The 26,868-nt window shown below is 62.1% G+C and carries 27 protein-coding genes; 12 read left to right on the forward strand and 15 right to left on the reverse strand.

What is annotated here, in order from left to right:
* Positions 1-14 precede the first annotated feature (14 nt).
* From AWB77_RS07470 to AWB77_RS07495, 6 genes are read left to right on the forward strand one after another with little or no spacing between them, the layout of a single operon-like run.
* Positions 15-944, forward strand: a complete 930-nt coding sequence (locus AWB77_RS07470) for a carbohydrate ABC transporter permease (RefSeq protein WP_244158482.1) — start codon at positions 15-17, stop codon at positions 942-944.
* A gap of 11 nt (positions 945-955) precedes the next feature.
* A complete protein-coding gene (locus AWB77_RS07475; RefSeq protein WP_061134068.1) occupies positions 956-1,807 on the forward strand; it encodes an ABC transporter permease subunit in 852 nt (283 codons plus the stop codon).
* A 33-nt stretch (positions 1,808-1,840) separates the two neighbouring features.
* Entirely contained in the window at positions 1,841-2,821 is a 981-nt protein-coding gene (locus AWB77_RS07480; RefSeq protein ID WP_061133789.1) for a sugar-binding transcriptional regulator, read from the forward strand.
* Between the two features lie 10 nt (positions 2,822-2,831).
* Positions 2,832-3,578 carry an SDR family oxidoreductase gene (locus AWB77_RS07485; protein ID WP_061133790.1) on the forward strand — a complete coding sequence of 249 codons (747 nt, stop codon included), beginning with the start codon at positions 2,832-2,834 and terminating at the stop codon, positions 3,576-3,578.
* A 31-nt stretch (positions 3,579-3,609) separates the two neighbouring features.
* A complete protein-coding gene (locus tag AWB77_RS07490; protein WP_061133791.1) occupies positions 3,610-4,647 on the forward strand; it encodes an NAD(P)-dependent alcohol dehydrogenase in 1,038 nt (345 codons plus the stop codon).
* Between the two features lie 33 nt (positions 4,648-4,680).
* Complete coding sequence (locus tag AWB77_RS07495; RefSeq protein ID WP_061133792.1) at positions 4,681-5,754, forward strand: alcohol dehydrogenase catalytic domain-containing protein; 1,074 nt, start codon at positions 4,681-4,683, stop codon at positions 5,752-5,754.
* Positions 5,755-5,770: 16 nt separating this feature from the next.
* Here the strand turns inward: AWB77_RS07495 and AWB77_RS07500 are convergent, their stop codons facing one another.
* The 3 genes from AWB77_RS07500 to AWB77_RS07510 are packed head-to-tail and all read right to left on the reverse strand — an operon-like array spanning position 5,771 to position 9,231.
* Positions 5,771-6,847, reverse strand: a complete 1,077-nt coding sequence (locus AWB77_RS07500) for an ABC transporter substrate-binding protein (protein WP_082852608.1) — start codon at positions 6,845-6,847, stop codon at positions 5,771-5,773.
* Complete coding sequence (locus AWB77_RS07505) at positions 6,841-7,866, reverse strand: aldo/keto reductase (protein ID WP_061133794.1); 1,026 nt, start codon at positions 7,864-7,866, stop codon at positions 6,841-6,843. The genes AWB77_RS07500 and AWB77_RS07505 overlap by 7 nt, the downstream gene beginning before the upstream one ends.
* 21 nt (positions 7,867-7,887) lie before the next feature.
* Positions 7,888-9,231: a Rieske 2Fe-2S domain-containing protein gene (locus AWB77_RS07510; RefSeq protein ID WP_061133795.1), complete on the reverse strand. Its 1,344-nt coding sequence runs from the start codon at positions 9,229-9,231 to the stop codon at positions 7,888-7,890.
* A 133-nt stretch (positions 9,232-9,364) separates the two neighbouring features.
* Here AWB77_RS07510 and AWB77_RS07515 point away from each other — a divergent pair, with 133 nt between their 5' ends.
* The gene (locus tag AWB77_RS07515) at positions 9,365-10,162 is read left to right on the forward strand and encodes an IclR family transcriptional regulator (protein WP_061133796.1); all 798 of its coding nucleotides are present in this window, start codon (positions 9,365-9,367) and stop codon (positions 10,160-10,162) included.
* A gap of 42 nt (positions 10,163-10,204) precedes the next feature.
* Positions 10,205-11,170 carry a PDR/VanB family oxidoreductase gene (locus AWB77_RS07520; protein ID WP_061133797.1) on the forward strand — a complete coding sequence of 322 codons (966 nt, stop codon included), beginning with the start codon at positions 10,205-10,207 and terminating at the stop codon, positions 11,168-11,170.
* 58 nt (positions 11,171-11,228) lie between these two features.
* On the opposite strand, the gene AWB77_RS07525 is transcribed toward AWB77_RS07520, so the two are convergent.
* The 4 genes from AWB77_RS07525 to AWB77_RS07540 form a co-directional block, all read right to left on the reverse strand.
* Positions 11,229-12,491, reverse strand: coding sequence for an MFS transporter (locus AWB77_RS07525; protein ID WP_061133798.1), 1,263 nt, complete (start codon positions 12,489-12,491; stop codon positions 11,229-11,231).
* A gap of 49 nt (positions 12,492-12,540) precedes the next feature.
* Complete coding sequence (locus AWB77_RS07530) at positions 12,541-12,903, reverse strand: hypothetical protein (protein WP_244158484.1); 363 nt, start codon at positions 12,901-12,903, stop codon at positions 12,541-12,543.
* Positions 12,904-13,040: 137 nt separating this feature from the next.
* A complete protein-coding gene (locus tag AWB77_RS07535) occupies positions 13,041-14,150 on the reverse strand; it encodes a zinc-dependent alcohol dehydrogenase (RefSeq protein WP_061133800.1) in 1,110 nt (369 codons plus the stop codon).
* Positions 14,151-14,153: 3 nt separating this feature from the next.
* On the reverse strand, positions 14,154-15,440 hold the full coding sequence (locus tag AWB77_RS07540; protein ID WP_061133801.1) for an aromatic ring-hydroxylating dioxygenase subunit alpha: 1,287 nt from the start codon (positions 15,438-15,440) through the stop codon (positions 14,154-14,156).
* 191 nt (positions 15,441-15,631) lie between these two features.
* Here AWB77_RS07540 and AWB77_RS07545 point away from each other — a divergent pair, with 191 nt between their 5' ends.
* Positions 15,632-15,958 carry a non-heme iron oxygenase ferredoxin subunit gene (locus AWB77_RS07545; protein ID WP_061133802.1) on the forward strand — a complete coding sequence of 109 codons (327 nt, stop codon included), beginning with the start codon at positions 15,632-15,634 and terminating at the stop codon, positions 15,956-15,958.
* A gap of 45 nt (positions 15,959-16,003) precedes the next feature.
* Here AWB77_RS07545 and AWB77_RS07550 read toward each other — a convergent pair whose 3' ends face one another.
* The 6 genes from AWB77_RS07550 to AWB77_RS07575 all read right to left on the reverse strand — a co-directional run bounded on the left by AWB77_RS07550 (position 16,004) and on the right by AWB77_RS07575 (position 21,569).
* Positions 16,004-16,909 (reverse strand): CobW family GTP-binding protein, encoded by a 906-nt coding sequence (locus AWB77_RS07550; protein ID WP_061134069.1) that lies wholly within the window; start codon positions 16,907-16,909, stop codon positions 16,004-16,006.
* A 12-nt stretch (positions 16,910-16,921) separates the two neighbouring features.
* Positions 16,922-17,632: a class II aldolase/adducin family protein gene (locus AWB77_RS07555; protein ID WP_061133803.1), complete on the reverse strand. Its 711-nt coding sequence runs from the start codon at positions 17,630-17,632 to the stop codon at positions 16,922-16,924.
* A 23-nt stretch (positions 17,633-17,655) separates the two neighbouring features.
* On the reverse strand, positions 17,656-18,489 hold the full coding sequence (locus tag AWB77_RS07560; RefSeq protein ID WP_061133804.1) for an ABC transporter permease: 834 nt from the start codon (positions 18,487-18,489) through the stop codon (positions 17,656-17,658).
* Positions 18,486-19,310: an ABC transporter ATP-binding protein gene (locus AWB77_RS07565; RefSeq protein WP_061133805.1), complete on the reverse strand. Its 825-nt coding sequence runs from the start codon at positions 19,308-19,310 to the stop codon at positions 18,486-18,488. The genes AWB77_RS07560 and AWB77_RS07565 overlap by 4 nt, the downstream gene beginning before the upstream one ends.
* Before the next feature lie 9 nt (positions 19,311-19,319).
* Positions 19,320-20,360 carry an ABC transporter substrate-binding protein gene (locus AWB77_RS07570; RefSeq protein ID WP_082852609.1) on the reverse strand — a complete coding sequence of 347 codons (1,041 nt, stop codon included), beginning with the start codon at positions 20,358-20,360 and terminating at the stop codon, positions 19,320-19,322.
* Between the two features lie 72 nt (positions 20,361-20,432).
* Positions 20,433-21,569 carry a porin gene (locus AWB77_RS07575; protein ID WP_061133806.1) on the reverse strand — a complete coding sequence of 379 codons (1,137 nt, stop codon included), beginning with the start codon at positions 21,567-21,569 and terminating at the stop codon, positions 20,433-20,435.
* A 443-nt stretch (positions 21,570-22,012) separates the two neighbouring features.
* Between AWB77_RS07575 and AWB77_RS07580 the strand changes: the two genes are divergently transcribed.
* From AWB77_RS07580 to AWB77_RS07590, 3 genes are read left to right on the forward strand one after another with little or no spacing between them, the layout of a single operon-like run.
* Positions 22,013-22,834 (forward strand): IclR family transcriptional regulator, encoded by an 822-nt coding sequence (locus AWB77_RS07580; protein WP_244158485.1) that lies wholly within the window; start codon positions 22,013-22,015, stop codon positions 22,832-22,834.
* Positions 22,835-22,842: 8 nt separating this feature from the next.
* Positions 22,843-23,901: a 2Fe-2S iron-sulfur cluster-binding protein gene (locus AWB77_RS07585; RefSeq protein ID WP_244158486.1), complete on the forward strand. Its 1,059-nt coding sequence runs from the start codon at positions 22,843-22,845 to the stop codon at positions 23,899-23,901.
* A 56-nt stretch (positions 23,902-23,957) separates the two neighbouring features.
* Positions 23,958-24,950, forward strand: coding sequence for a hypothetical protein (locus AWB77_RS07590; RefSeq protein ID WP_061133808.1), 993 nt, complete (start codon positions 23,958-23,960; stop codon positions 24,948-24,950).
* Between the two features lie 46 nt (positions 24,951-24,996).
* Here AWB77_RS07590 and AWB77_RS07595 read toward each other — a convergent pair whose 3' ends face one another.
* Both AWB77_RS07595 and AWB77_RS07600 read right to left on the reverse strand, forming a co-directional pair.
* Positions 24,997-26,121 carry a VIT1/CCC1 transporter family protein gene (locus AWB77_RS07595; RefSeq protein ID WP_061133809.1) on the reverse strand — a complete coding sequence of 375 codons (1,125 nt, stop codon included), beginning with the start codon at positions 26,119-26,121 and terminating at the stop codon, positions 24,997-24,999.
* 114 nt (positions 26,122-26,235) lie between these two features.
* The gene (locus AWB77_RS07600; protein ID WP_061134072.1) at positions 26,236-26,802 is read right to left on the reverse strand and encodes a cytochrome b; all 567 of its coding nucleotides are present in this window, start codon (positions 26,800-26,802) and stop codon (positions 26,236-26,238) included.
* Positions 26,803-26,868 lie beyond the last annotated feature (66 nt).

Consider the following 26,868-nt stretch of genomic DNA (forward strand, 5'->3'; position numbering starts at 1 on the left):
CCGGAGGCGATCGAATGGCATCACCTGCAATGCACGCGCGTGGACCGCGCAAGCCCGCGCGCTACTTCGGCATATTGCCGCGTTCGCCCGCCTTCTGGTTTCTGATTCCCGCTATCGCGGCGCTCGCGATCATCGGCATCTATCCGCTGTTGCTCGCGCTCTATAACTCGTTTCATCAGTACAAGCTCGCGGACTTAGGCTCGGGCACGCCGTTCGTCGGCGTCGACAACTATGTTGCGACGCTGACCGATCCGACCTTCTGGGAGGCGCTCGGGCGCACCGCGTTGTTCCTGTGCGTGACGTTGCCTATCGAAGTCGCGCTCGGCCTCTTCGCCGCGTTGCTGCTGCACCGCACGGAGTTGCCGTGGATGCGCGCGGCGGCGCGCGTGAGCCTCGTCATTCCGATGGCGACCACGTATGCGGTCGTGGGCCTCATCGGCCGGCTGATCTTCAACCGGCAGTTCGGCGTGGCGAACTATCTCACCGGCTTGATCGGCATTCCGCCGCAGGACTGGCTCGCCGACCCGACGCTGGCGTTCGTCTCCGTGATGATCATGGATATCTGGCAATGGACGCCGTTCTGCGCGCTGATTCTGCTTGCAGGGCTCTCGATGGTGCCGAAGGAAGCCGAAGAAGCCGCGCGGCTCGAAACGCCGAAGTGGAGCATGATTCTGTGGCATTTGCAGCGTCCGTATCTGCTGCCCGGTCTCACGGCCATTCTCATTCTTCGTTCCGCCGACATGCTCAAGATGTTCGACGCCGTCTTCACGATGACGCGCGGCGGACCGGGCGCGGCGACCGAGTTCATCAGCGTCTACATCCAGCGCGTGGGCTTTCGTCTCTTCGATCAGGGCATGGCGTCCGCACAGGCGATCATCCTGCTGATCCTGACGATCGTGCTGTCGCGTCTCTATATCCGTTTCGTGTATCGGGAGGCCGCGTGAGTTCGATCAACATGCAGACCACGCAGCGGGCAAAGCGCGCACGCGCGGCAAGAAAACGCGCGACGGTATGGCACTTCATTGGTCTCGTCGTCGTGTTCATGTCGTCGGTGTTTCCGTTCTACTGGATGGTCACGACGAGCCTGAAAAGCCAGGCCGACGCACTCGCGTATCCGCCGAAGTGGCTTTTCTCGCCGACGTTTCATCACTACTCGGCGGCGCTCTTCGAACATGATGTGGCGGGCAGTCTGCTGAATTCGCTCATCATCGCGAGCAGCACGACGGTGCTCGCGATCCTGCTCGGCACGCCAGCCGCGTATGCGCTCGCGCGCTACGAATTCCGCGGCAAGGAAGACCTGTGGTTCTGGTTCATCTCGAACCGCATGGTGAGCCCTGTCGTGCTCGCGGTGCCGTTCTTCCTGATCGCGACGAAGCTCGATCTCGTCGATACGCATATCGTGCTGATTCTGCTCTATCTGACGTTCTCGCTGCCGATCGTCGTGTGGATTTGCACGGACCAGTTCCGCAATATTCCCGTCGAACTCGACGAAGCCGCGCGGCTCGACGGCGCGTCGCCGTGGCGCGTGTTCTGGCGCATCAATCTGCCGCTCGCGATGCCGGGCATCGTCGTATCGGCGATCTTCGCGTTCATCTTTTCATGGAACGATCTGCTCTATGCGCTCGTGCTTACGCGCAGCGACGCGATCACGTCGCCCGTTGCAGCGACGAGTTACATGAGCGGCTATGAGTTGCCGTGGGGCGAGATCATGGCGACAGGCACGCTGATCGTGCTGCCGATGGTGGTGTTCGCGCTCGCCGTGTCGGGCCGGCTGGTGCAGGGCCTGACGATGGGCGCGGTGAAATAGAATCGCGGCGCCTTCATTCAAACATAGGACACCATGAGCAAGACCGCACCGCCCGTCGCCATCGCTGAAGCGGACGATTCCATCGACTCCGAAGAGGAACTGCAGGCGCGTGTCGCGTGGCATTACTACGTCGGCAATCTGACGCAGCAGGAGATCGCGCAGCGCATCGGCAGCAATCGTGTGCGCGTGAACCGGCTGCTTGCCGCGAGCCGCGAATCCGGGCTCGTGCAGATCACGATCAACAGCAAGATCGCGCCGTGCGTCGCGCTGGAAGAAGCGCTCGCCAAGCGCTTCGGTCTCGAATGCGCAGTCGTCGTGCCGAGCGGCGTGAACAACGAGGCGAACAATGCGGCGCTCGGCATTGGCGCGGCGTCGTATTTCGCGAGGCAGATCGTCGCGGGGCAGACCATCGGCCTCGGCTGGGGACGCACGATTCGCGCCGTGCTGCGCGCGATGCCGCAGCGCACGTACGGGCCGGTGTCGGCGGTGTCGCTGCAAGGCGGCTTGTCGCATTGCCCGAGCATCAACACGTTCGATATCGTGTCCGACTTCGCGAACATCTGCCGCGCCGATGGCTATCTCTTCGCCGCGCCGATTTACGTCAGCAGCCAGAAGGCGCGCGACGTCATCTTGCAGGAAGAGACGGTGCGCGAGACCTACGAACTCGCACGCAATGCCGATCTCGCGCTGCTCACGTGCGGCGATCTCACCGAATCGCTCGTCGTGACTTACGGCATCGACAATCCTGAGCAATTGCGCACGCTGCAAAAAGCAGGCGCGGTCGGCGACATGCTCGGTCACTTCATGGATGAAGATGGCGAGCTGATCGATCATCCGCTGAATCGCCGCACGGTCGCGATCACGCTGGACGATCTGCGCAAGGTAAAGCGCGTGATTCTCGTGAGCGGCGGAAAGAAGAAGTTTCATGTGACGCGCGCGGCGTTGCGCGGGCGTTATCCCTCCGTGCTCGTGACCGACGAAGACACCGCGCGACGTCTGTGCGACGAGCCCTGAAGACGACACCATGACGACCATCGACAGAAATCGCGAATTCGCGGGAAAGACCGTGCTCGTCACGGGCGCGGGCAAAGGCATCGGTCAGGCGACCGTGCAACTGCTGATCGAACGTGGCGCGCGCGTGATCGCGCTGAGCCGCAGCGCATCCGATCTCGACGCGTTGAAGAACGAGACCGGCTGCGAAACCATCGCTGTCGATCTCGCCGATGCGAACGCCACGCGCGAGGCCGCGCGCGCCGTTCAGCCGGTCGATCTGCTCGTCAACAACGCGGGCATCGCCGTGCTGGAGCCGTTTCTCGATACGACTGTCGAAGCCTTCGACCTGACGATGAACGTGAACGTGCGCGCGGCGATGATCGTCGCGCAGGAATGCGCGAGGAACATGATTGCGCGCGGCGTGGGCGGTTCGATCGTCAACGTATCGAGCTTGTCGGCGAATGTGGGCTTTGCGCTGCACGCAGCGTATTGCGCATCGAAAGGCGGACTCGACGCGATGACGCGCGTGATGGCCAACGAACTCGGCGCGCATGGCATTCGCGTGAACGCGGTCCTGCCGACCGTCACGATGACCGCGATGGGCGAACGCGCGTGGAGCGATCCCGCCAAATCAGCGCCGATGCTCGCGCGCATTCCGATGAACCGTTTCGTGGAACCGCTCGAAGTCGCGCGCACGATTGCCTATCTGCTCTCCGACGATTCGAGCATGGTCAGCGGCGTCAGCCTGCTCGTCGATGGTGGATTCCAGTCCCGCTGAAACAGCCGATTCAACTATCAAAGGAACGACGATGGAAGCACTGGTTCTCGAGGAAGCGAAACGCATCAGCCTGCGTCCATTCAGCTTGCCGCAAGTCGTGGGCGCGCGCGATGTGCGCATCAAGATTCATACGGTCGGCATTTGCGGCAGCGACATTCACTACTATCAGCATGGCCGCATCGGGCCGTTCGTCGTGAACGAGCCGATGGTGCTCGGGCACGAAGCATCGGGCACGGTCGTCGAAGTGGGCGAGGAAGTGAAGCATCTCAAGGCGGGCGATCGCGTGTGCATGGAGCCGGGCGTGCCCGACATGGACTCGCGCGCATCGCGTGAAGGTCTGTACAACCTCGATCCCAAAGTGCGCTTCTGGGCCACGCCGCCCGTGCATGGATGTCTCGCGCCGTATGTCGTGCATCCCGCCGCGTTCACGTACAAGCTGCCCGATAACGTGAGCTTCGCCGAAGGCGCGATCGTCGAGCCGTTGTCGATCGGATTGCAGGCCGCGAAGAAGGCGGCGATCAAGCCGGGCGATGTCGCGGTCGTGCTCGGCGCGGGCACGATCGGCATGATGTGCGCGCTCGCCGCGCTCGCGGGCGGATGCAGCCGCGCGATCGTCTGCGATCTCGTCGAGGAAAAGCTGGAACTGATCGGCGGCGTGCAGGGCGTGACGGCGGTGAACATTCGCGAGAAGCGCGCGCTCGATGTCGTTCGTGATTTGACGGACGGCTGGGGCGCGGACATCGTGTTCGAAGCCAGCGGCAACGAGAAGGCGTTCGAAGGCATCGTCGATCTGTTGTGTCCGGGCGGCTGCCTCGTGCTCGTCGGCATGCCGCAACGCGCGGTGCCGCTCGATGTGGTTGCGGTGCAGATCAAGGAAGCGCGCATCGAGTCGGTGTTCCGCTACGCGAACATCTTTCCGCGCGCGATTCAGTTGATCGCATCCGGCAAGCTCGATGTGAAGCCGTTCATCTCGCGCACGTTCCCGTTCGCCGAAGGCATCAAGGCATTCGAGGAAGCAGCGAGCGGCGTGCCGACCGACGTCAAGGTGCAGATCGTACTGGAAGAGTGATTCGCGATTCTCATAACGATACGGAGACACCTCATGGCCGATTCAGATATGACTGCGATCGTATGCCGCGCGCCGAAGGACTATCGCGTCGAGCGCGTGCAGCGTCCGCGTCCCGCGCGCGATGAACTCGTGATCCGCATCGCGGCATGCGGCATCTGTGCGAGCGACTGCAAATGCTGGTCGGGCGCGAAGATGTTCTGGGGCGGCCCGAATCCTTGGGTCAAGGCGCCTGTCATTCCCGGACACGAGTTCTTCGGCTATGTCGAGGAACTGGGCGATGGCGCAGAAGAACATTTCGGCGTGAAGCAGGGCGATCGCGTGATCGCCGAGCAGATCGTGCCGTGCGGGAAATGCCGCTATTGCAAGTCGGGCGAGTACTGGATGTGCGAAGTGCATAACATCTTCGGCTTTCAGCGAGAGGTCGCGGACGGCGGCATGGCCGAATACATGCGTTTTCCGCCGACTGCCATCGTGCATAAGATTCCGGATGGCATCTCGCTCGAAGATGCGGCGATCATCGAGCCGCTCGCGTGTGCGATCCATACGGTGAATCGCGGTGACATCCAGTTGAGCGACGTCGTCGTGATCGCGGGCGCGGGGCCGCTCGGCTTGATGATGACGCAGGTCGCGCATCTGAAGACGCCGAAGAAGCTCGTCGTCATCGATCTCGTCGACGAACGTCTTGCGCTTGCACGCGAATATGGCGCCGACATCACGATCAACCCGAAGACCGACGATGCGCTCGAAATCATCCGTTCGATCACGGACCGATACGGCTGCGACGTGTATATCGAAACGACCGGCGTGCCAGCGGGCGTGTCGCAAGGGCTGGAGCTGATACGCAAGCTCGGCCGCTTCGTCGAGTTCTCGGTGTTCGGCGCGGATACGACCGTCGACTGGTCGATCATCGGCGACCGCAAGGAGCTCGACGTGCGCGGCGCGCATCTCGGGCCATATTGCTATCCGATCGCGATCGATCTGCTCGCGCGCGGTTTGGTCACGTCGAAGGGCATCGTCACGCATGGCTTCACGCTCGACGAATGGGACGAGGCCATCAAGATCGCGAATTCGCTCGACTCGATCAAGGTGCTGCTCAAGCCGAAATGACATCTGCGCTCGCGCATCACGTTCCCGATGCGTGCAGGAAGATCTGGTTGAACGTCTTGTTCCATTGACCGCGGTCGCGCATCGTCATGGCCGGATCGACGAGCGCGACGCTGATGCCTTGCATCGGCGAGGCGACATTGCGATTGGTGGGCACATAGTCGCGCGAAACGAGGATGCGCTGCGCATCGACGGACAGCAGATAGTCGTACAGCAGCAACGCGGCGGCCGGATGCGGCGCATGTGTCAGCAACGCAACGCCGTTGGCGCGCGCCGCCGCGGGCTGCAACACGAACCAGTCGATCGGCGCGCCGCGACGCTTCGCCTGCGCGGGCATGTAGTTGTAGACCTCCAATGCGAGCGGAACTTCGCCGGCCACCACGAGATTGTTCAACAGCGAGTTGCCCGTGCGCGCGGCGACGCCGTTCGTATCGACGAGCGTGCGAAAGAACTCGATGCCTTTGTCGCGGCCCATTTGCGTGGCTACCGTGGCGAACCAGTCGCTGCTTTTCGCTTCGATGCCGAGTTTGCCTTTCCAGTGCGATCCGAGCAGATCGTCGTATGTCTTCGGCAGATCGGCGCGCTCGATGAGGCGTGTGTTGTACGCCTGCACCCAGACGGAGAGCATCGTCGAGGCCCATTGCCGATGATCCGGCACGACGTTCGGCGCAAGTTCAGCGAGCACCGGCGACGTGACCGGCGCGAGCAGCTTTTCGCGGCGCAGCGCATCGAGATACGACGAGCCCGTGTGCACCGCATCGACGATGTAGCGATGCCCCTGCGATTCCGCGACGATACGCTGTACCACTTGCTCATCGCCCGCGCGCCATACGTTGACCTTGATGCCATAACGCGCTTCGAACGGATCGATGAGCGGCGCGACATCCGGCTGCGCAATCGACGTATAGAAGTTCAACTCGCCTTCTTCCTTCGCGGCGGCGAGAATCTTCGCGGCGCGGTCCGGGCCTTCATACGACGCGAGCGCGAGGTTCGGCTGCGGCTGCGCTTCTCTCGCCCGGGCCGCAGGCGGCAGGCCCGCAGCGCCGAGCGCGAGCGCAGCTCCTGCAAGACGCATCACGTCTCTTCGCGTCACCATGATTCCGTCTCCGCGAAATTGCTCTCCCACACGCGTTCGAGCCGCGCGTTGAGCGCAGCGTCGAATGGGCCCATACCGGAGACGGCGCAGAGTTCTTTCAATTGTTCCATCGACGAGAATCCGCCAAGCGCGGTCGTGACGGCCGGATGCGCGAGCACGAAGCGGAACGCGGCCTGCGCGAGCGAAATGCCGGATTCGAGCGCGAGAAAGCGCACACGCGCCGCACGTTCGCGCATCGCGTTGGCGTCGGATGCGTTGTGCGATACTTCGCGCGCAAGCGGATGATGGGCTTCGCCCGCAACACTCTGGTCCGACAGAAAGCCGCGCGCGAGCACGCTGTAGATCGCGGCGCCCGCACCGGCTTCGCGTGCATCGTCGAGTACGGCGCCGCCGTCCTTGTCGACGGAAAGCTTCGGGGGCAGCACCATGCCCGCGCTCGGATTGAGCAGCGTGTACGGCACGTTGAGCACATTGAACATGCCGGTCGCAAGAAGCTCGCGCACGTAAGGCGCATCGTTGCCGCGACAGACGAAGCCAAGATGGCGCACCTTGCCGGCATCGACGAGACGGCGCAGACCCTCGAGCGCGCCGCCTGCGCCGAGAAAATGCCGCACGCCGAGCGTGTGATAGTCGTGACCGGCCGGTAGGCGCGATCCGCCTATGGGCGCGTTATGAATCTGCACGACATCGAGCGTGTCGACGCCGATCTCTCTCAGGCTCGTTTCGACGGAGTGCACCACATGCCCGGCGATGTCGTCGAGATTGGCAGCGCGTATTTCGACCTTCGAATTGATGAGCGGCCGCGCGTGAAGCGTGCGCAGCACGCGGCCGAGATTCGCTTCAGCGCCGATGTAGTCGGGCGCGACATCGAAGTAGTTGATGCCTGCGTCGAGCGCCGCTTCGACGATGCGCAACTGCTCGTCGAAGCGGCCGCGCACCATCAGGCCGGCGTTGCCGCCGCAACCGAAGCCGATCTCGGACACCTTCAGATCCGTGCGCCCGATGCTTCTGTATTTCATCGCGATGTTCTCCGCGCGTAATCAGGTCGTGCTCGGGCTGGCTTCGCGCGCGGCGATCTCCGCTTCCTCGATTCGGCGATGCAGGTCCTTCACGTCTTCGATGATCGGGCCATAGCGGTCGGCATCGTCGTTGAAGAAGCCGCGATGATAGAGCTTGCGGAAGTTGTGCTTGAGAAGCGGCTTGCTGAAATCCGGCGCTTCGCCCGAGCCGTAGATGATATCGGGCGACGCATCGCGCCAGAAGTTGATCGGCTCGAGCCCTTCCTCGACACGGCGAATCTGCTCGTCGAGCTGCTTGCGCAACAGCACGATGGGGATGTCCGTTCGGCCGAGCAGTTCCTTCGATCGATCCGTGATCGCGCCTTGCGCATCCCACACGAGCGCGTCCTGCGCGAGCACGTAATCGAGGATGGGCTTGCCGTGCTCATCGTAACGCGGCGGCTCGTACCACGGCACGCTGTCCTGCTTTGGCGCATCGACGCCCGGCGGGGCCGCATAGACCTGATAGCAGATGTGATACGTGTGTTCATCGTCGATGGGCACGCGAATCTGATACTCGCTGCGGGGCGCCCCCGTTTTGCCGGTCTGTGTGAAGAACGGGAAGATGACCGTCGAATGCTCGCGCGTGTAGTCTTCTTCGGCGCCGAGCTCCTTCGAGTACCGCACGCCCTTCGAGATGCCGTGCGTGCTTTGATTCGCATACAGTTCCTTGATGCCGATGCCTGTTTTCAGCCGCGTATGCAACGTATGTTCGGCGCGCGCGGCGGCATCCTCATAACGCCCCTGCTTTTCCAGCACGTACTGGAACATGTGGCCGTGCGCCCATGCGCTGTGCGTCGGATCGCCGGTGTTCTCATGGCATTGCAGCCAGTTGCAGTCGATCTTCATGATCGCGATCTGGCGAATCGCGTTGGGCCATACGAAGAGGTCCCAGCGCGGCAATGCGGGTGCGGGCAATGGTCCGAGGTAAGCGAATACGAGTCCGCCAAGTTCCTGCGCCGGATACGCCTTGAGCTTTTGCTTGATCTCGCCGCGCGGCGTGGCTTCCATTGGCCGCTCGACGCATTTGCCGTCTTCGTTGAAGAGCCAGCCGTGATAGGGACAACGCAGGCCGCAGCTATCGGGGATGCCGAACCTGAGATCGACATTGCGGTGCAGACAGCGATCGCCGATCAGACCGAGCGTGCCGCTCTTGTCCTTGTAGAGCACGAGATCCTCGCCGAGCACGCGCACTTTATGCACGGGATTTTCAGCGTCGAGTTGCGAGTAAGGCGCGATCGGAATCCAGTAGCGCCGCATCAGTTCGCCGCCGGGCGTGCCCGGGCCCACGCGCGTGAGTCTCTCGTTCATCGCTGCACTCAACATGTTCCGTCTCCGTGTTCAGGTGAATGCAGATTAGGGTTCGCATGGCGTTCTGACAAGCGGCACAAATTCTGTTGGACAGAATAGGTGGCCGACGCTATAAATTCCCCATGAACGATGTCGTGGAGATGAAGCGATGAACCTCGAATACCCGATGCGTGCATCGAACGCGAATGCGTCGTTCGACGAAGCGAACGACATGGAAGACAAGCGTCCGCGCGTGGAAGCGGTGGAACGTTCGCTCGCGCTCCTGCAATGCTTTCGTTTGCCCGGTGAGGCGCTTTCGCTTGCGGTGCTCGCGCAGCGTTCGGGGTTCTACAAGAGCACGATTCTGCGGCTGTGCGCGTCGCTCGTGCATATGCGGTTTCTCGATCGCGATGCGAGCGGTCATTTCACGCTCGGTCCGGAATTGCGCCGTCTGGGCGCGTTGAGCCAGGCCGACGTGAGTCTCGAGGACCTCGTGCGTCCCGCGTTGCAGAAGCTGTCGACGTTCACGCGCGAGACGGCATCGTTTTATGTGCGGGATGGCGATGAGCGCATTTGTCTGTATCGCGTGAACTCGCCGCGTTCGGCGCGGCATCATCTCGACGAAGGTTCGCGGCATTCGCTGAAGGGCGGCGCGGCGGGCCGTGTGCTGTGGGCCTTCGATCCGCAATCGCGCGGCGAGGAAGCGAGCATGCCTGTGCGTTCGCGCGGCTGGGTCGTATCGAAGGGCGATCGCGATCCCGATCTCGCGGCGGTCGCGGTGCCGCTCCTGAACGAGCGCGGTGAGTTGCTCGGCGCGTTGACGGTATCGGGCTTGCTTTCGCGATTCACGACGGATCAAGTGAAGGTATTTCGCAAGATGCTGCTCGATACGGCTGCGTCGCTCAAGCCGCGTTTGCCGATGAAGAGCGTGCTCGCGAGCGCGGCGCGCCACATCGAGCAGGAATGATTTCGCGGCGCGATGCCGCCGCCTGTATGGAGGAGAGGTTTCATGTCTTTGCCGACGAGCGCATCCAATGCGCCGATGAACATGCGCGTGACCGCCATCCGTTACGCGGCTGACGATATCAACGTCTACGAAATTCGCCGTCCCGATAACGCGGCGTTGCCGCATGCGGAACCGGGCGCGCATATCGATGTACATATGCCGAGCGGGCTGATGCGTCAGTATTCGCTCGTGACCGCCGATGGCGATGAGCGCGCGTATCTGATCGGCATCAAGCGCGATCGTGCGAGCCGGGGCGGATCGCGGTTCATGCACGAGCAATTGCGCGTCGGGCAGATGCTCGAGATCGGCGGGCCGCGCAATAACTTTCCGCTGTGTGAGACTGCATCGCATACGGTCTTGATTGCGGGCGGTATCGGCATCACGCCGATCTGGTGCATGGCGCAGCGGCTGATGCGTTTGAATCGCTCGTTCGAGTTGCATTACGCGTGTCGTGAGCGAAGGGAAGCGGCCTTTCTGGATACGTTCTCGGCGTTGCCGCAAGCGCATTTGCATTTCGATTGCGAGAACGATGGGCGGGTTCTGGATATTTCTTCTGTTGTCGGCAATGCGCCTGACGGGTCGCATTTTTATTGTTGTGGGCCGCAGGGAATGCTCGCGGGATACGAAGCCGCTACGGCTTCGATCGATGAGGAGCGGGTGCATATCGAGTACTTTGCGCCACGGGCGGTGGCGGCGTGCGATGGCGGTTATGTCGTGCAGTTGCATCGCACCGGGCAGCAGTTCGAAGTGCCGCCTGGAAAGACGATTCTTCAGGTATTGCGTGAAGGGGGCGTGGCGGCGCCTTACTCATGTGAAGAAGGGATCTGCGGGGCCTGTCAAGTCGATGTGATCGAAGGGACGCCGGATCATCGGGATAGTGTGCTCACTGAGCGTGAGCGGGCTTCTGGCGAGACTATGATGATTTGTTGTTCCGGGGTCTTGGGGGAAAGGGTGGTTATTGACTTTTGAAGGTTTCTCTTTTCGCCGGATCCCGGTTTGCCACGAAGAAACCGCGATCCGGCGAAAATCAGACCTCTACCGACCCATCGACCGCGGAATGCAAATCCACCCGCCGGTCCCCTTGCTCCGGATACGCATAAGGCCCAAGCCGAACGATAGAAACAACCGACACCGCCACGAGCCCTGAAAAAACCCAAAGCGCAAGATGATAAGACCGTGTGAGGTCATAACAAAGCCCGGAGAGAAAAATCATGATCCCCGCGCCCCAACCCCAACACGCCCACATCCCGCCGCACACACGTCCGAAGAGCCGCAGATCGAAGTATCGACTCACGATGAACGTAATGATGTCCGCCTCCGCGCCGATACTCACCCCGATCATCGCCGAAGCGACCATCGCCGCATCGCCGGTTGCGCCAGCAGCGAGAATCAGCACGCCGCACAACGTCAACCCGAACGACATCGCCGCCACATAAGGCGCATGCACGCGATCCATCAGATAGCCCGCAAACAAGCGCCCGACAGCCGAAGCAAGTCCCGCGATCGACAGCATGGTTCCCGCGGCACGCACGGTCTCGCCGCGATCGGTCATCATCGGAACGAGTTGCGATAGCAGCGCCAGCAGCACGCCCGACATGCAGAAGATCGCGATGCCGAGCAAACGGAACGTGCGATCGTGCCGGAAGATCGTCCACAGCGAAGGCAGATCGGCACGCGCTTCGCGTGCACGGCGCGAGATCGATTCATCGACGCCAGGTGGCATCTTCACGAGAAAGTAGAGCGCCGGAATCGACAACACCGCCATCAGCGCGGCAACGCCGAGATAACCCGTGCGCCAGCCGAAATGACGCAGCAGATAGCCCGCATATTGCGGCATCAACATGGCGCCAATAGCGGTGCCGCCGACCGTCAACCCGAGCGCGAGCCCGCGCCGATGATCGAACCGCGCACACACGACCTTCGCATACGGCAACGCATTGCTGCCCGGCGCGAAGAAGCCGACCAACACGAACACGAGACAAAAGAGCGCAAGCGACACGGGAATTACGCCGACGAGCGCAATCGATCCCGCGAACAGCAGCAGGAACAACATCGTCGGACGGCGCACGCCGAAGCGGTCGATCAGCGAACCGAGCATGATCGTGCCCGGTCCCATCGCGAACTCGAAGATCGTGAGGCCGAGCGAGACTTGCGCGCGGCTCCATCCGTTCTCGGCCGCGATCGCCTTGATGAACGTGCCGAACATGAACGCCGATATCACGCCCGCGCCGACGGAAAGGCAGATCGCGCCGCCAAGGACGGTCCACCATCGATTGATGTCTTGCTTCAAGGCCTCGTCTCCTGCATGTCCGCGCGTGCGTGCGCGAACGTATTCGTTGTCATGCGCCGAGCGCGGCGAGCAGATCGTCGAGATATCCCGCGCCCACGGGAAGAATCAGCATCGTGCAATGAGGGCGCAGCATATCGGCGGTGCCGGTGCGGGCTCGCTCGTCGTCGCCCGCGCCAATGACGCCCGATACCGTCACGCCACGGCTTCGATACGCCTTTGCCGCCACCGCGCCCGCCTGCGCATCGTCGCCTTCGCGGCCCGCGATCACGACGATATCCGGCGTGCCGAGCCACGCGTTCAACGCGGACGTGTTCGCATCGACGCTGCGCAGGATGCTCGCGGCGTCGGCGCCTTCGGTCTGCAGCAGCGCGGCAAGCTCGCGCGCAAGCACGAACTGCACGGCGTCGTTCACGTGTTGCGCATGTTGAGCGCATCTTCTCACTTCGGCATCGTCATCGGTAAGCGCAATGACCCTGATGCGGCGTGGCGCTGCGTTTGGGGACCGGACCCTGAAACGCACCTCCGAAGGCGCGCGATGTGCTTGCATCGTTACATCCATGGATCGATCGTCATGTGAATCGCGCCTTCGACGCCGTCGCCGTGCAAGGTGCGCAACGCGAGATCGGTATCGTTCAGGCCGAAGGTGTGAGTGCTCATGCGCGTGACATCGTGACGATTCGCCGCAATGAGTTGCAGCGCGAGTTCGACCGATTGATAGCTATGACCGCGCATGCCTTTCACCGTGAGAAAGCGCGCGATGATCATGTCGCTGTTGAACTCGGGAATCGGCGCGCGCTTCTGGCCGCCGAGCACTACGGTGCCGCGCTTGCGTGCAAGCTGGATCGCCGATGTGATCGTGGCCGGCCCGCCCGATGCGCAATCGATCACGAGATCGGCCATCGCGCCGCCGGTGAGATCCGCGACGCGTTCGAGCACATCATCCTGATCGACTTCGATCGTATGGTCCGCGCCGAGACGCGTGGCGAGTTCGAGACGCTCGCGATCGGTCTTCGTCGACAAACCCGTCACGATGATCTTCGCCGCGCCCGCTTCACGCGCCGCGACGACGCACGACAGACCTTGCTGTCCCGGTCCCTGAATCACGACCGCCTGACCCGGCCCCGCGCCGCCCTGCAGATAAGCCCATTCGATGCCGTTGCCGAGCGGAAGCGCGAGCGCCGCATGTTTCGGCGCGACGCTCGACGGCACGCGATGAAACACCGTGTTCAGTTGCAGATACTGATACTGGCTGAATCCGCCCCAGAAACTCGGCGCGGTGCGCAAGCCGGTCGCGCCATAACGCAGACCGTTCAGACGCCAGTCGGTGGCATCGCAAAGACGGAATTCGTTCGACAGGCAGAACTCGCAATGGCCGCACGGCACGTATTCTTCGAGCGCGACGTAATCGCCTTCCTTCAGGCCCCAACGTGCGCGCGCGAGCTCGCCCGCTTCCTCTATGTGTCCGACCGATTCATGCCCGAGAATCAAGGGTCCGCGGCTTTGCGGCAATTGACGATAGTACGGGCCGTCGCTGCCGCATACGCCCGTGATCGCGACGCGCAACAGGCCCGTCGACGACGTGATCGCGGGCCGCTCGAACGTCTGAACTTCCGTGCGCGATGGTTCGACCGCAACCGCGGCCTTGAAGGTATCGTTCATGCGTCAGATGGTCGTGTGCGCCTTGCCCGCTTCGGCGTGGAGCGCGTCGTGCGCGCCTTCCTTGAAGGGCTTTTCTCGATGAAGCACGATCGCGACCGAACGCACCTTCTGCGATTCGGGATCGCGTCCCGGCGGCTCGACGCCTTTCTCCGCGAGCGCGCGCGCCGCCTTCATCAAGCGATGACGCACCATGATGATGCCGTTGTCCGTCGATACGAGGTTCTCGCGCGTGCGGTCCTGAATCGGACCCATGCTTTCCTGTAGCGATGCGTCCTGCATCGCGATGCCTTCCACGCCGCTGTAAGTGATGCCGGCCTTCTGCGCGGCGCGGTCCATCAGATAGTCGTTGGTCTTATTCTGCAGCGGAATGTAGGTGCCGGGAATGTAGCGCACGTGTATGCCCTTGCCGTCTTTCATCGCCTGCACCTCAGCTTCCGTGAGGTCGCGCGTCGGATGGTAATCGAAGCTCCAGGCCCAGCAGTTTTCATCGTCGATGGGCACCCAGAAGTGGCCATGCACCGGATGATCGCCGCGCGGCGGAACCATCGTGAAGCAGGGCATGACCCACGGCGTGATGCGCCAGTAGTATTGGTCGTCCTCGGCATTGCGCCGCGCGCCGATGAACAGGCCGCCATCCGATTCCACCACTTCGAACACCGGGCTCAGATCGGAAAGGTTGTATTGATTGCCGCGCGAACCCTTGAAAAGCGGGTCCGTGTTGAGGCTGCCGCTATGCAGGAACGACACGTGGCTCGAATCGACGCCGCCTTCGAGCGCCTGCAGCCAGTTGCACTCCTGCAGCCGCTTGCTCGTGAACGACTGGCTCTGCGGCACAGTGGAGAACTCGAATGCGGGCAGCGGCGGTTGCTGTTCCTTCGGTCCCATGTAGACCCAGACCACGCCGCCCTGCTCGACAAGCGGATAGCTCTTGAGCTTGATCTTGTTGCAATAGCCGCTCGCAGCGGGCTCCGACGGCACGTCGATGCACTGGCCGGTCACATCATATTTCCAGCCGTGATACGGGCAGCGGATGCCGCCTTCCTCGTTGCGGCCGAACCAGAGCGAAACGCCGCGATGCGCGCAGAACTCGTCGATGAGGCCGAGCTTTCCTTCCGAATCGCGAAACGCGAGCATGCGCTCCGACAGCAATTGCAGACGCACCGGCTCGCCGCCCGCTTCGACAACTTCCTCGGATAACAGCGCGGGCAGCCAGAAACGGCGGAACAACTCGCCCATCGGTGTGCCGGGGCCGGTTTGCGTGACCAGATCGTTTTGCTCTTTTCTCAACATAGTGCTTGCCTCAGGGTTTGCGCTCGTCTCTCGACGGATGTTCGTGTGGACCGTCGCTCATGCCGCCTCGATGCGGTTCTTTCTTTCGTGACCTTTTCGTCGTGTTCCGTATAAAGGAACGCTGTTCATCGAACAGGAACAAAGTTATCATTTGCCCCAGCCTCATGTCAAACGGAAGAAGGAGATAACCGATGCATCAAGCTTGCGCATTTGCCCGTCTTTGCAAAGCCGGCGACGTCGCCGACGGTCACGCCATCAAGGTCGAGAAGAACGGCCTCACGCTGGCCGTGTTCAACATTCAAGGCGAATACTTCGTCACCAACGACACCTGCACGCATGGTCCGGGCTCGTTGTCCGAGGGCTATATCGACGGCGACGTGGTGGAGTGCGATTTCCATAACGGCTCGTTCAACATCAGGACGGGCGAAGTCGTCGCGCCGCCTTGCATGATTCCGCTCAAGACCTACAAGACGCGTGTCGAAGAGGGCGAGGTGACCATCGAGATCGACGGCGAATGAATGAGCCGCGACAACGCGTGCGTTGGGACGCGCCTGACGTCGCGTCTACGCTTTCAAGATCAACGTAAGACCGCTTCTGACCGCGTTAGCGGGACATTCGGTGATTTGCGCGGATGCATCGCCGCGCGCGTACTGCACGAGCGCGAGCGCGTCGCTATCCTTCAGCCGCACCATTCCCTTCAGCCTCAAAAGCGACTCGCCGTGCTGCGCCCTGATCGCCTGTATCTGCGCGTCCAGCGCGTCGATATCGCGCGCCTCGTCGATGGGGATGAAGCGCGTCTGCGCATCGTGCGAATGCGTGAGCGAGAAGGGCAGCGCGGCGATGTTCTCGATTGCTGGCGCGGGCAGCGAGAGCAACGCGAGTGCATCCTGCAACGCGAGACTGCCGTTTGCCGAATGCGCGACGCGTGCGCCCCGCAACCGCGCCTGCACGGCGGCGAGTTCTTCGTCGTTCGCGAGATCGGTCTTCGTGACGATGACGGCGTCCGCGCCTTTGAGTTGCGCGCGCGCTTCGGCGTAGCGGGTGAGGGTATCGGCTGCATGGGGCGCGGAGATCGTCGTGAATGTGCCCGCGATGCGATAGCGCTCCTTCACGAACGCATTGAGACTCAGGGATGCGGCGAGCGGCCCGGGATCGGCGAGACCGGTCGTTTCGATGACGACCATTTTGAAGCGCGCGATGCTGCGATGCAGCCGCGCCCAGAACAATTGTTCGAGCGCTTCGTTGAGCGCGGGCAAGCCGCTGCAACAGACGCATGCATCGGCGAGCAGCATCGACGCGTCGCCCGCGAAGCCGAGCGTCGCGTGATCGATGCCGACTTCGCCGATCTCGTTGACGATGAGCGCGGCGTCGGAGAAGGGCGCTTGTTTCAGCCAGCGCGAGAGCAGTGTGGATTTGCCGCTGCCGAGAAAGCCGGTGACGACATAGACCGGTATGCGTTCACGATGCATCGGATAAGACACTCAAGCGCGCGCGCCGAGCTTGCCCGCGTGATAGTCCCACACCTTCTGCAGCAGATTCGGCTTCCATAGATTGCGTTGAATGATCGCGATCTGATCCGCATCGAGCACGGCCGGTTCGCCGAGCTGACTCGCAAGATACTGGCGATGCGCATTCTCTTCGAGATAGAACGCGAGCACGAACGCTTCAAGAATGCTCGACGCAGCGATCACCGAGCCATGCGACTTCAACATCGCGACACGATGCGGCCCGAGCGCATCGGCCAGTTCTTCACCGAGCTCCTTGCGGTTGATCGACGCGGTCTTCGCGAAGTGCCGGATCTCGCCGAGCACGGCCGCCTGCATGATGACGGGCCGCACTTGCTTGCCCGTCATGCTGAAGAGCGTCGACCATAACGGATGCGCGTGAATCACCGATCCGACATCGGGGCGCTTGCGATAGATCTCGGAGTGAATATGAAACTCCATCGGCGGCACGGCATCGCCTTCGATCAGGTTGCCGTCGAAATCGACGATGACGATATCCGCTGCCGTGAGCGCGCTGCGCACCGACGCCCCGGAGTTGATGAGCATGCGTTCCTGGCCGGGCACGCGCCAGCTTGCGTGCCCGTTGAAGTCGATGACCTCGGCGCGTTCGAGCATCAGGATCGCGTCGGCCAGCATGCGCTTCTGGCCGCTGTGGCTTTCGGTTTGAATCGTTGCGGACGAATTCATGACGTGACGTAATGATTACGCGATCAACGCGAAGATTTCCACGGAATCAGCTTGCGTTCGAGTTCGGTCAGCACGACCGAAATGATGTAACCGAGCGCGGCGATTACGAGCAGGCCCACATACATCTGCTCGACGGAAAGCAGCTCCCACGCATTCCAGATCATGTAGCCGAGACCGCTCTTCGATCCGATCATCTCCGCGATCGCGATCAACATGAGACCGAGGCCGATGCCGAGCTTGATGCCGCTCATGATGTGCGGCACGGCGCCGGGTAATGCGATCGTACGAAACACTTGCCAGCGGCTCGCGCGGAAATTGCGGCCTACGTCGAGATAGATCTTGTTGATCTCGAGCACGCCCGTCGCGGTATTGATGAGCACGGGGAAGAACACGCCGATCGCGACCATCACGATCTTCGATGCTTCACCGAGGCCGCAGATCAGCAGCAACAGCGGGAAGATCGCGCTCTTGGGCACCGGGTATGTCGCCGCGATCAGCGGATCGAATACCGCGCGAAGCGGCCGCGACAGACCGATCGCGACGCCGAGCATCAACGCCGGAATGCCGCCGGCAAGGGTGCCCCAGAAGAGACGTTGCAGCGTGGCCCACGTGTTCTCCCAGAGCGAGCCGTCGTTCACGAGCGCGATGAACGTGCCGAATACTTTTGACGGCGCTGGAAAGAAGCGCTCGTCGATGACGCCCGTTTCCGCGAGTATCTGCCACACGATCAGCAGCACGACCGGCGATGCGATGCTGATCATGCGGTCGCGGTTGTTGCCCGAGAACCAGCGCTTGAGCCGAGAGGAAGAGGACTTGTATCGCACTGCCGGTGCTGTGAGTTTTTGCGCGGTTTTCATGCTTGAATCTCGCCAAGATCGCGTGAACGGGCGCGCTGAACTTCCTCGCGCAGTTGTCCCCAGATGGAATAGACGAACTCGCCGTATTCGGGCCGCGAACGCAGTTCGAGCACGGAGCGCGGACGCTCGAAGGGCACATCGACGATCTGCTTTGCCGTGCCCGGTTGCGCGGTCATGATCATCACGCGATCCCCGAGCGTCACCGCTTCATCGACGCTATGCGTGATGAAGAGCACCGTCTTGCGCGTCTCTTCCCAGATGCGCAGCAGTTCTTCCTGCAACAGCACCTTGTTCTGTTCGTCGAGCGCGGAAAAGGGTTCGTCCATCAGGAGAATGTCGGGATCGTTGGCAAACGCACGCGCGATCGATACGCGCTGACGCATACCGCCCGATAGCTGATGCGGATAAGCCTTCGCAAAGCGTGTGAGACCCGTGCGGCTCAGATAGTGACCGACCACTTCCTTGATCTGCGCCTTCGGCACGCCGCGCAACGAGAGACCATAGGCCGCGTTGTCCCACACGGTCATCCACGGAAAGAGCGAATCGCCCTGGAAGACCATCGAATTGCTCGGGCGATTTTCAGCGGGCGCGCTGATCTCGACGGTGCCGCTCGTCGGTTCGTCGAGATTGGCGAGCATGCGCAGCAAGGTGGACTTGCCGCAGCCGCTCGGCCCGACGATCATGAAGAAGCAGCCCGTCGGGATATCGAGCGACATGTTGTCGAGCGCGGTGACGGTGCCGCCGCCCGATTGAAACGACTTGGTCAGATTGCGCAGGCGGATCTTGACCGGTGCATCATCGGAGAGAGAGGGGATCGACATGCCGGCTCCTTACCTGGTCGGTTTGTACGGGCCGAGTTCCTTCACGGCGTTTTGCGCGAACGACGTATCGAGCACTTGCGCGACCGTCACGTTGCCCTTCACGACGCCTTCGCTCTTGAAGAACGCGAGATCGTTCTCCAGGCTCGCGACGTTGAGCTTGCCATCCGGGTTCGTGCCCTGCGGCACGATCGTGCGATAGATGTTCGGGTCTTTGATCGGCGTGTATTCGGTGAGGATCGAGATCACTTCGGGTGCGTTCGGGCCAGCGAGCTTGCCGTTCAGAAGCGCGTTGTTGTAGTCGCGCACCGCGCGGATATATGCGCGCATGAACGCCTTTGCCGCGTCCGGATGGTCCTTGATGAAGCCGGTCGAATAGAGCACGACCGCAAGCTGATGATTCGGATAAATTTGATCGTCACCGACGACGCGCACCGCAGCGCCGCGCTTCACGGCTTCGGTAGCCGATGGCTCCGTGGTGAGCGCCGCATCGACGGCCTTGTTCTGCAGCGCCATCACGTGTTGCGGAAACGACAGATAGATGCGTTCGACGTCGCTCGTCTTGAGGCCGGCCTTCTTGAGCGCTTCGTTCATCGTCGAGGTCGATGCGCTGCCCGTCGCGCTGCCCGCGACCTTCATCCCCTTCAGATCGGCGAGCGACTTGTAGCGCCCGTTCGCGACGAGATCCGCGCGCACGAGCAAGGGCTGATAGCCATAACCCGGCGGCGTCGATCCTTTATCGGCAACGATCCTGATGCCGATGCCGCGCACGACCGCGTTATACAGGCCAGCCGACGGCGATCCGCCCGCGACGTCGAGCTGGCCCGCCCCGAGCGGCGCGACCATCTTCGCGCCGGAGTCGAACGGGATGAACTTCGCGTCGAGCCCTTCCTGACGGAAATAACCCTTTTTCTCCGCGATGAAAAACGCCACGTCACTGCTCGCGTTGGCAATGCCGACACGCACGGTCGTCAGATCGGCCGCGCCTGCCGCGCCCGTTCCCGCCATCACGCACGCGACGAGCGCCGCGCCCCATACCCTGACTCCTTTCACTACCGGTCTCCTTGATCGAACGTCCGTGGCGCGTGGCCAGCGAGGCGCCGCGCCGTGTCAATGCAAACGTGTTTAGAAGCGATGACGCAGCGAGAGCTTGACCGCCACCTGATTGGGCGTCGTGGACTGGCCGAGCGAGCCGATCGCAGCGACCGCGGGCTTGCCCGTCGAGTCGATACCCGATGCGTGCTGCCATACGCCGACGAGGTTCAGATCGGTGCGCTTCGAGATGAAGTAATCCGGCCCGAAGTCCACTTGCTCGTATTTCGCCGATTCGGCCTTGGTGTAATCGAAGGATGCGGCGATCTGCAGCGAGGGAATCACGAACCAGCGCGCATTGACTTCATAGCTGTTGAACGTGGCCTTGCCCGTGTTCGGCGTGGTCGGCGTGCGCAGGATGTCGTTGTAGCGCGTGTTCGTATAAACGAAACCGACCTTGCCCGCGCCGAAGCTATAGGAGATCCCCGCACCGAAGATCTCGACCGAATTCGCCGACGCATAGCCGCTATAGACAGGGCTCTTGCCCGGTGACGTGTAGCCGGGCTGACCGGGATTCACCGTGCCGTCGTATGCAGACACCGATGGGTTGTTCACGTTGTCGTAAGCGATCGCGGCGGTGATCGGACCGTTCACGTACGACGCCGCGAGCGTGTAGACACGTCCGGATGCGAAGTTGCCCGCGACGCCGCCGGGCGCGAAGATGCCCGACAGGCGCAAGCCATACAGATTCGGCGACATGTACTTCACGGCGTTGTTGACGCGGAAGTTCGAGTTGAGATTGTCGAAGTCGCCTGGGTGCGTGCCGACCCATGCCCACAGCGACGTCGCCGCGATTTCGCCGATCCACTCGGTCATCGGATCGTACTGGCGGCCGAGCGTGACCGTGCCGTAAGGGCTCGACAGACCCACGAACGCTTGCCGGCCAAACTCGCGTCCGCCTTGCAGCAGCTTGCCGTTGGATGTGTCGAAACCGTTTTCGAGCGTGAATATCGCCTTCATGCCGCCGCCCAGGTCTTCCGAACCGCGCAAACCCCAGCGGCTGCCGTTCGTCTGTCCCGTCACCGTCTCGATGTTCGCATGGCCCGACTGATTGTTGATATAGACGAGACCTGCATCGAGCAGACCGTACAACGTTACCGAGCTTTGAGCGTGTGCCACGCCGGCACCGGCCAGCATGGGAAGTGCGAGAAACAACGCTGCCTTTTTCATGGGGTCTCCGTCCCTTGATTCATAGTGATGCCGGTCGCTTGTGAACCGGGATGCTTTGCTACGGAATTTTTTTATCGACGCTCTATTGATTTGGATGTCTAAGCGTATGCGTGATTTGCACGCCTCCTCGGGCGCTTTCCTTGATCGAATGTCCGATGCGCCGATCGGTTGACGTCTTTCCGGGAACAGCCATCCCGTTCCGCTATACAGAACGATGGTCTGCTAGAATGGGACGAACTGAGTTTGGCTTTGATTAGGTCCCTAAGTCAAGCGGAACGAAAGCTAGTCAGGGTTATTCCGCATCGAAGCGAGGCTTCGCCGTCCGGAATCCGAACGATCCGTTGTTTTCGCGTCATGCGTGCGTGGTTGTCGCAGTGAAGGGCTACCGCCGTGCGTTCCTTTATACGGAACGCTATTCCATTCCAATGTTTCTGGAGTATATTTTGGTCAAATCGGATGTCACGCAGGTCGAAGCGGGCAAGGCGCAGGAGAAAGACGAAGGACCGCAGCGCCTGTCGTCGGTGACGGCAGCGCTCCAGTTGCTGAAGGTCTTCTCGGAGCACGAGCCGGAATTGGGCATCAGCACGCTCGCGAAACGCATGGGCATTGCGAAGAGCACGGCGCATCGGCTAGCGAGCGCGTTGCTGGCCGAGGGCATGCTCGAGCAGAACGCGGACAACGGGCGCTATCGCCTGGGCATTCAGTTGTTCACGCTGGGCGCGCTGGTGCGGCGGCGTTTCGATGTAGCGAAGCAGGCCGTGCCGTTTCTGCACGTGCTGCGCGAGCACACCGACGAAACCGTGCATCTCGCGGTGCTGGACGATACGAGCATCGTGTATCTGTTCAATCTCGAGAGCGATCAGGCGATCCGCATGCGTTCGTATATCGGCGTGCGCAAGCCCGCGTTCTGCACGGCCGAAGGTCATGTGCTGCTCGCATCGCGCACGCCCGATGTCATTTCGCGCGTGCTGAAGGAAGGGCTCGCCGCGCGCACGCCGAAGACGAACACCGACACGCAGGTTTTTTTGAAGACGCTGGAAGCCGCGCGCCGCGACGGCTATTCGATCGACGACGAAGAGTCGGAAGTCGGCATGCGCGGCATCGCGGCGCCCGTGCGCGATATCACGGGCAACGTGGTGGCGGCGGTCGGCATCGGCGGGCCGGCGCAACGGCTCACGAAGAAGGCGCTGCGCGCGGCGGTGCCGCATTTGATTACCGCGGCCGAAGGCATCTCCGCAACCCTCGGATTTCATCGGCCGCTATGAAATAACTCTTGAAACAAGGTGGATTCATGCATTCGAACGGCCACGCACATCGCATCACGCTCGCAGCATCTGACCGGACTTTCGAATGCGACGCCGGCGATGTGATGCTGCGCTCGGCCTTGCGCGCGGGCATCGCGTTTCCCTACGAATGCAACGTGGGCGCGTGCGGCAACTGCAAGTTCGAACTGATCGAAGGTGAAGTCGATGTCGTGTGGCCCGATGCGCCCGGCTGGACCGCGAAGGATCGCGAGCGGCGCCGCTATCTCGGCTGCCAAAGCGCGCCGCGCAGCGACTGCACGATCAAGATGCGTCCGTCTGCGCACTACGCGCCGAGACATGCACCGCGCCGCGTGACCGGCACGTTGACCGAGCGCCGCGCGATCACGCATGACATCGAAGAGTTTCGCTTCACGCTCTCGGGCGACATGCCCTTCGAGCCGGGCCAGTATGCGCTGCTGACGCTGCCCGGCGTGCAAGGTCAGCGCGCGTATTCGATGAGCAATATCGCCGATAACGTCGATGCCCCGCGCGAGCTGCATTTTCAGGTGCGCCGCGTGCCGAACGGGCAAGGCACGGGCGTGCTCTTCGATGCGCTCGATATCGGCACACGCATCGGCATCGACGGGCCGTACGGCATGGCCTATCTGCGTCGCGACGTGAAGCGCGACATCCTGTGCATCGCAGGCGGTTCGGGACTCGCGCCGATGATTTCGATTGCGCGCGGCGTCGCGGCTGATGCCTCGCTCGATGGCGTCAGGCTGCACTTCCTCTACGGCGGCCGCACGCCGCGCGACGTATGCGGCCGCGACATGCTCGAAGAACTGCCAGGCTGGGCCGAGCGCCTGCATTTTCAGGCTGCCGTATCCGATGTCATGCCGGATAGCGAGACCACATGGGACGGTCACGTCGGCTTCGTTCACACCGTCGCCGAAACGCTCTTCGGCGAGAACCTGCGCGACATGGAAATCTACTTCGCCGGCCCGCCTGCGATGGGCACCGCGATCCAGCGCGCGCTCATCGCGTTGAAGGTGCCGTTCGAACAGGTGCATTTCGATCAGTTCTATTGATGCGCGGCGAAGCATCGCGCATTGCATGAATTCTCACACGCTGCCAGGAGCAGACCTTGTCCAAGCTCAGACTCACCTTCGGATGCTGGAATTACGACCGCACGCGCGCATTGATGGACGGGAGCGTGCAGCCGGACGGCATCGATCTGAACTATCTGAACATGCCCGTCGAAGAGACGTTCTTTCGTATGCTGCGTCACCAGGAGTTCGATGCATCGGAGATGTCGCTGTCGTCGTACACGATGTCGTGCTTTCGCGAGCCGCGCCCGTTCATTGCAATTCCGGTGTTCCCGTCGCGCTTCTTTCGTCACTCGTGCATCTATGTGAACGCCGATTCGGGCATCGAGAAGCCGCAGGATCTGATCGGCAAGCGCATCGGCAATCCCGAGTATCAGATGACCGCGCCCGTGTGGATTCGCGGCATCCTCTCCGATCACTACGGCGTGCCCGTCGATAGCGTGACGTATTACACCGGCGGCGAGGAAGAGCCGAACCGGCCGGAGAAGCTCAAGCTCGATTTGCCCGCGAACATCCGCGTCAAGCAGATCGGCCCGGACAAGACGCTAGCGCGGATGCTGCTCGATGGCGAGATCGACGCGCTTTACACGGCGCGCATGCCGTCGTCGTATGTGAATGGAAAAGGGCGCGTGAAGCGACTCTTCGAAAACTATATCGACGTTGAACGCCAGTACTTCCGCGATACGAAGATGTTCCCGATCATGCATACCGTCGTGCTCAGACGCGAAGTGTATGAGGCGAATCGCTGGGCCGCGCAATCGCTGTATAAGGCGTTGATCGAATCGCAGCGCCGCACGTACGCGGACCTCAACGAAACGGCTGCGTTGAAGTCGATGCTGCCGTGGCTGAATGCGCACGTCGAAGAAACCCGCAAGGAAATGGGCGACGATTACTGGCCTTACGGTATCGATAAGAATCGCGAAAACCTGCGCACGTTTCTGCGATATTCATACGAGCAAGGCTTGTCGAAGCGTTTGCTCGAACCGGAAGAAATCTTCGCGCCCGAAACTTTCGAATCGTTCAAGATCTGACGATGTGAACACGTTGCGCCGCGCGCGTGATTGCGCGGCGCATCGCTCACGATAGCGACACGCCCAGCAGCTTCCCGATGCCATAGGTGCAAGCCGCCGCGATCATGCCGATGAGCACCTGGCGCACGGCGGAAAAGATCGCGCCGCGGCCGTTGAACAGCGACGTGAACACGCCGATGCCCGCAAGCCCCAGACCGCTCAGCACGATGCATTGCGCGATGCCCGACGCGCCGCTTGCCCATAAAAATGCGATTGCCGGAATGATCGCGCCCACTGCAAACAACGTGAACGACGCGAGCGCGGCCGTCCACGGATTACCGCCGAGCTCGCGTGGATCGAGGCCGAGTTCTTCGCGCGTGAGCGTATCGAGCGCCTTGTCCTTGTCGCGCATGATCTGGGCGGCAACGCGCTTCGCTTGATCCGCATCGATGCCCTTCGCCTGATAGATGAGCGCGAGTTCGTGACGCTCCGCATCGGGCATGTGATCGAGCTCGTCCTTCTCTCGCGCTATCTGCGTGCGCGCGAGTTCGCGCGCATTCGTGACTGAGAGCCACTCGCCGAGCGCCATCGACAATGCACCCGCGATGAGTCCCGCGAATGCCGTGAGCAATACCGTTTTGCTGTTGCTGCCCGCACCCGCGACGCCCATGATGAGACAGAAGTTCGACACGAGCCCGTCGTTCGCACCGAGCACGGCGGCACGCAGGTCGTTGCCCGATGCCACGCCGCGGTGCCACGATTCCGCCGCCGCAATGGCGCCGCCCTTGCTCAAACCTTTGCTGCGGTTCGCCACTTCCTGCACGATATCGGCGTGATGCCGCTCTTCCGCCGACATCTGCGCGGCATCGGGCTGGCCCGCGTATTTATCGCGATCGGCCATTTCATTCGCGGCGACGGAGCGCAGCACGAAGTCGGGTCCGAAGGTCTGCGCGAGCGTGCGCATGATGCGCGTCTTCGCGCTGATGCGATGCGGCTCGACCTGTATGCCATTCGCGCGCAATTTCGCGGCCCATATGTCGGCGTGACGGCGCTCGGCTTCGGCCAGTCCGGCATAGACGCGGCGCTTGTCTTCCTGCTTCTCGGCTTGTGCGAGCGTGTCGTAGAGCGCGGCGCTGTCGAGTTCGTCGGCGAGATTGGAGGTGAAGCGCTTGAGTTCGGTGCGGGACGCCATGACGTCACCTTTATCGTTCGTCTGGTTGTTGAAGAGTAAAGACGAATACGGTGACAGGTCGTCAATACCCCTACGACGCGCGATGAGTGAGAATGGAATCGCGTCTCATCGTCGTCATTGTTCAGGCGATGCAGCCTTGCGATGTGTCGGCAACATGCGTCCCAGCGTGCCGTCGCGCAAGACGAATTGATGAAAGAGCGCCGCGGCGACATGCATCCCGACGAGCGCGAGCAGCACCCATGCGAACACGCGATGCCAGTCGCCGAGCGCATGGCCGACGGACGATCCGGCCGGCGAAAGCGGCGGCATTGGAATCGCGGCGAAGAGCGTGACAGCCCAGTCGCGCGACGACGCATTCGCCCAGCCCATCAGCGGAACTGCGATCAGCAGCAGATAAAGCAGCCAGTGCGTGTATCGCGCGAGCGCGCGCAGGGCGGGCGGCAGGCTCGCGGGTTCGGGTGGCGCCGCATGCACGCTGCGCCAGAGCAGCCGCACGAGCACGAGCAAGAAGATGGCGACACCGACGCCCAGATGCCACGCGATCAACCCGATGGGTTTCGTGTCGCGATGCACGTCCGGCATCGTCCAGGCGAGCACGTATTGAATGAGCAGCAGCGCGGCCGTGGCCCAGTGAAACAGGCGGGCGGTCGCGTCATAGACAGGCGCGCGGGCAGGTTGCATGAACTGATTTTCCGATGATGAAAGGCTGGCGGCGCAAACGCGCGGCGAAACTTCAATCATCGGGCA

This window comes from Caballeronia fortuita, from assembly GCF_001544835.2.
Lineage (GTDB): Bacteria > Pseudomonadota > Gammaproteobacteria > Burkholderiales > Burkholderiaceae > Caballeronia > Caballeronia fortuita.

Coding starts and splice junctions, on each gene's coding strand:
- AWB77_RS07470 (WP_244158482.1), top strand. CDS start 15: ATGGCATCACCTGCAATGCACGCGCGTGGACCGCGCAAGCCCGCGCGC.
- AWB77_RS07475 (WP_061134068.1), top strand. CDS start 956: ATGCAGACCACGCAGCGGGCAAAGCGCGCACGCGCGGCAAGAAAACGC.
- AWB77_RS07480 (WP_061133789.1), top strand. CDS start 1,841: ATGAGCAAGACCGCACCGCCCGTCGCCATCGCTGAAGCGGACGATTCC.
- AWB77_RS07485 (WP_061133790.1), top strand. CDS start 2,832: ATGACGACCATCGACAGAAATCGCGAATTCGCGGGAAAGACCGTGCTC.
- AWB77_RS07490 (WP_061133791.1), top strand. CDS start 3,610: ATGGAAGCACTGGTTCTCGAGGAAGCGAAACGCATCAGCCTGCGTCCA.
- AWB77_RS07495 (WP_061133792.1), top strand. CDS start 4,681: ATGGCCGATTCAGATATGACTGCGATCGTATGCCGCGCGCCGAAGGAC.
- AWB77_RS07500 (WP_082852608.1), bottom strand. CDS start 6,847: ATGGTGACGCGAAGAGACGTGATGCGTCTTGCAGGAGCTGCGCTCGCG.
- AWB77_RS07505 (WP_061133794.1), bottom strand. CDS start 7,866: ATGAAATACAGAAGCATCGGGCGCACGGATCTGAAGGTGTCCGAGATC.
- AWB77_RS07510 (WP_061133795.1), bottom strand. CDS start 9,231: ATGTTGAGTGCAGCGATGAACGAGAGACTCACGCGCGTGGGCCCGGGC.
- AWB77_RS07515 (WP_061133796.1), top strand. CDS start 9,365: ATGAACCTCGAATACCCGATGCGTGCATCGAACGCGAATGCGTCGTTC.
- AWB77_RS07520 (WP_061133797.1), top strand. CDS start 10,205: ATGTCTTTGCCGACGAGCGCATCCAATGCGCCGATGAACATGCGCGTG.
- AWB77_RS07535 (WP_061133800.1), bottom strand. CDS start 14,150: ATGAACGATACCTTCAAGGCCGCGGTTGCGGTCGAACCATCGCGCACG.
- AWB77_RS07540 (WP_061133801.1), bottom strand. CDS start 15,440: ATGTTGAGAAAAGAGCAAAACGATCTGGTCACGCAAACCGGCCCCGGC.
- AWB77_RS07545 (WP_061133802.1), top strand. CDS start 15,632: ATGCATCAAGCTTGCGCATTTGCCCGTCTTTGCAAAGCCGGCGACGTC.
- AWB77_RS07550 (WP_061134069.1), bottom strand. CDS start 16,909: ATGCATCGTGAACGCATACCGGTCTATGTCGTCACCGGCTTTCTCGGC.
- AWB77_RS07555 (WP_061133803.1), bottom strand. CDS start 17,632: ATGAATTCGTCCGCAACGATTCAAACCGAAAGCCACAGCGGCCAGAAG.
- AWB77_RS07560 (WP_061133804.1), bottom strand. CDS start 18,489: ATGAAAACCGCGCAAAAACTCACAGCACCGGCAGTGCGATACAAGTCC.
- AWB77_RS07565 (WP_061133805.1), bottom strand. CDS start 19,310: ATGTCGATCCCCTCTCTCTCCGATGATGCACCGGTCAAGATCCGCCTG.
- AWB77_RS07575 (WP_061133806.1), bottom strand. CDS start 21,569: ATGAAAAAGGCAGCGTTGTTTCTCGCACTTCCCATGCTGGCCGGTGCC.
- AWB77_RS07595 (WP_061133809.1), bottom strand. CDS start 26,121: ATGGCGTCCCGCACCGAACTCAAGCGCTTCACCTCCAATCTCGCCGAC.
- AWB77_RS07600 (WP_061134072.1), bottom strand. CDS start 26,802: ATGCAACCTGCCCGCGCGCCTGTCTATGACGCGACCGCCCGCCTGTTT.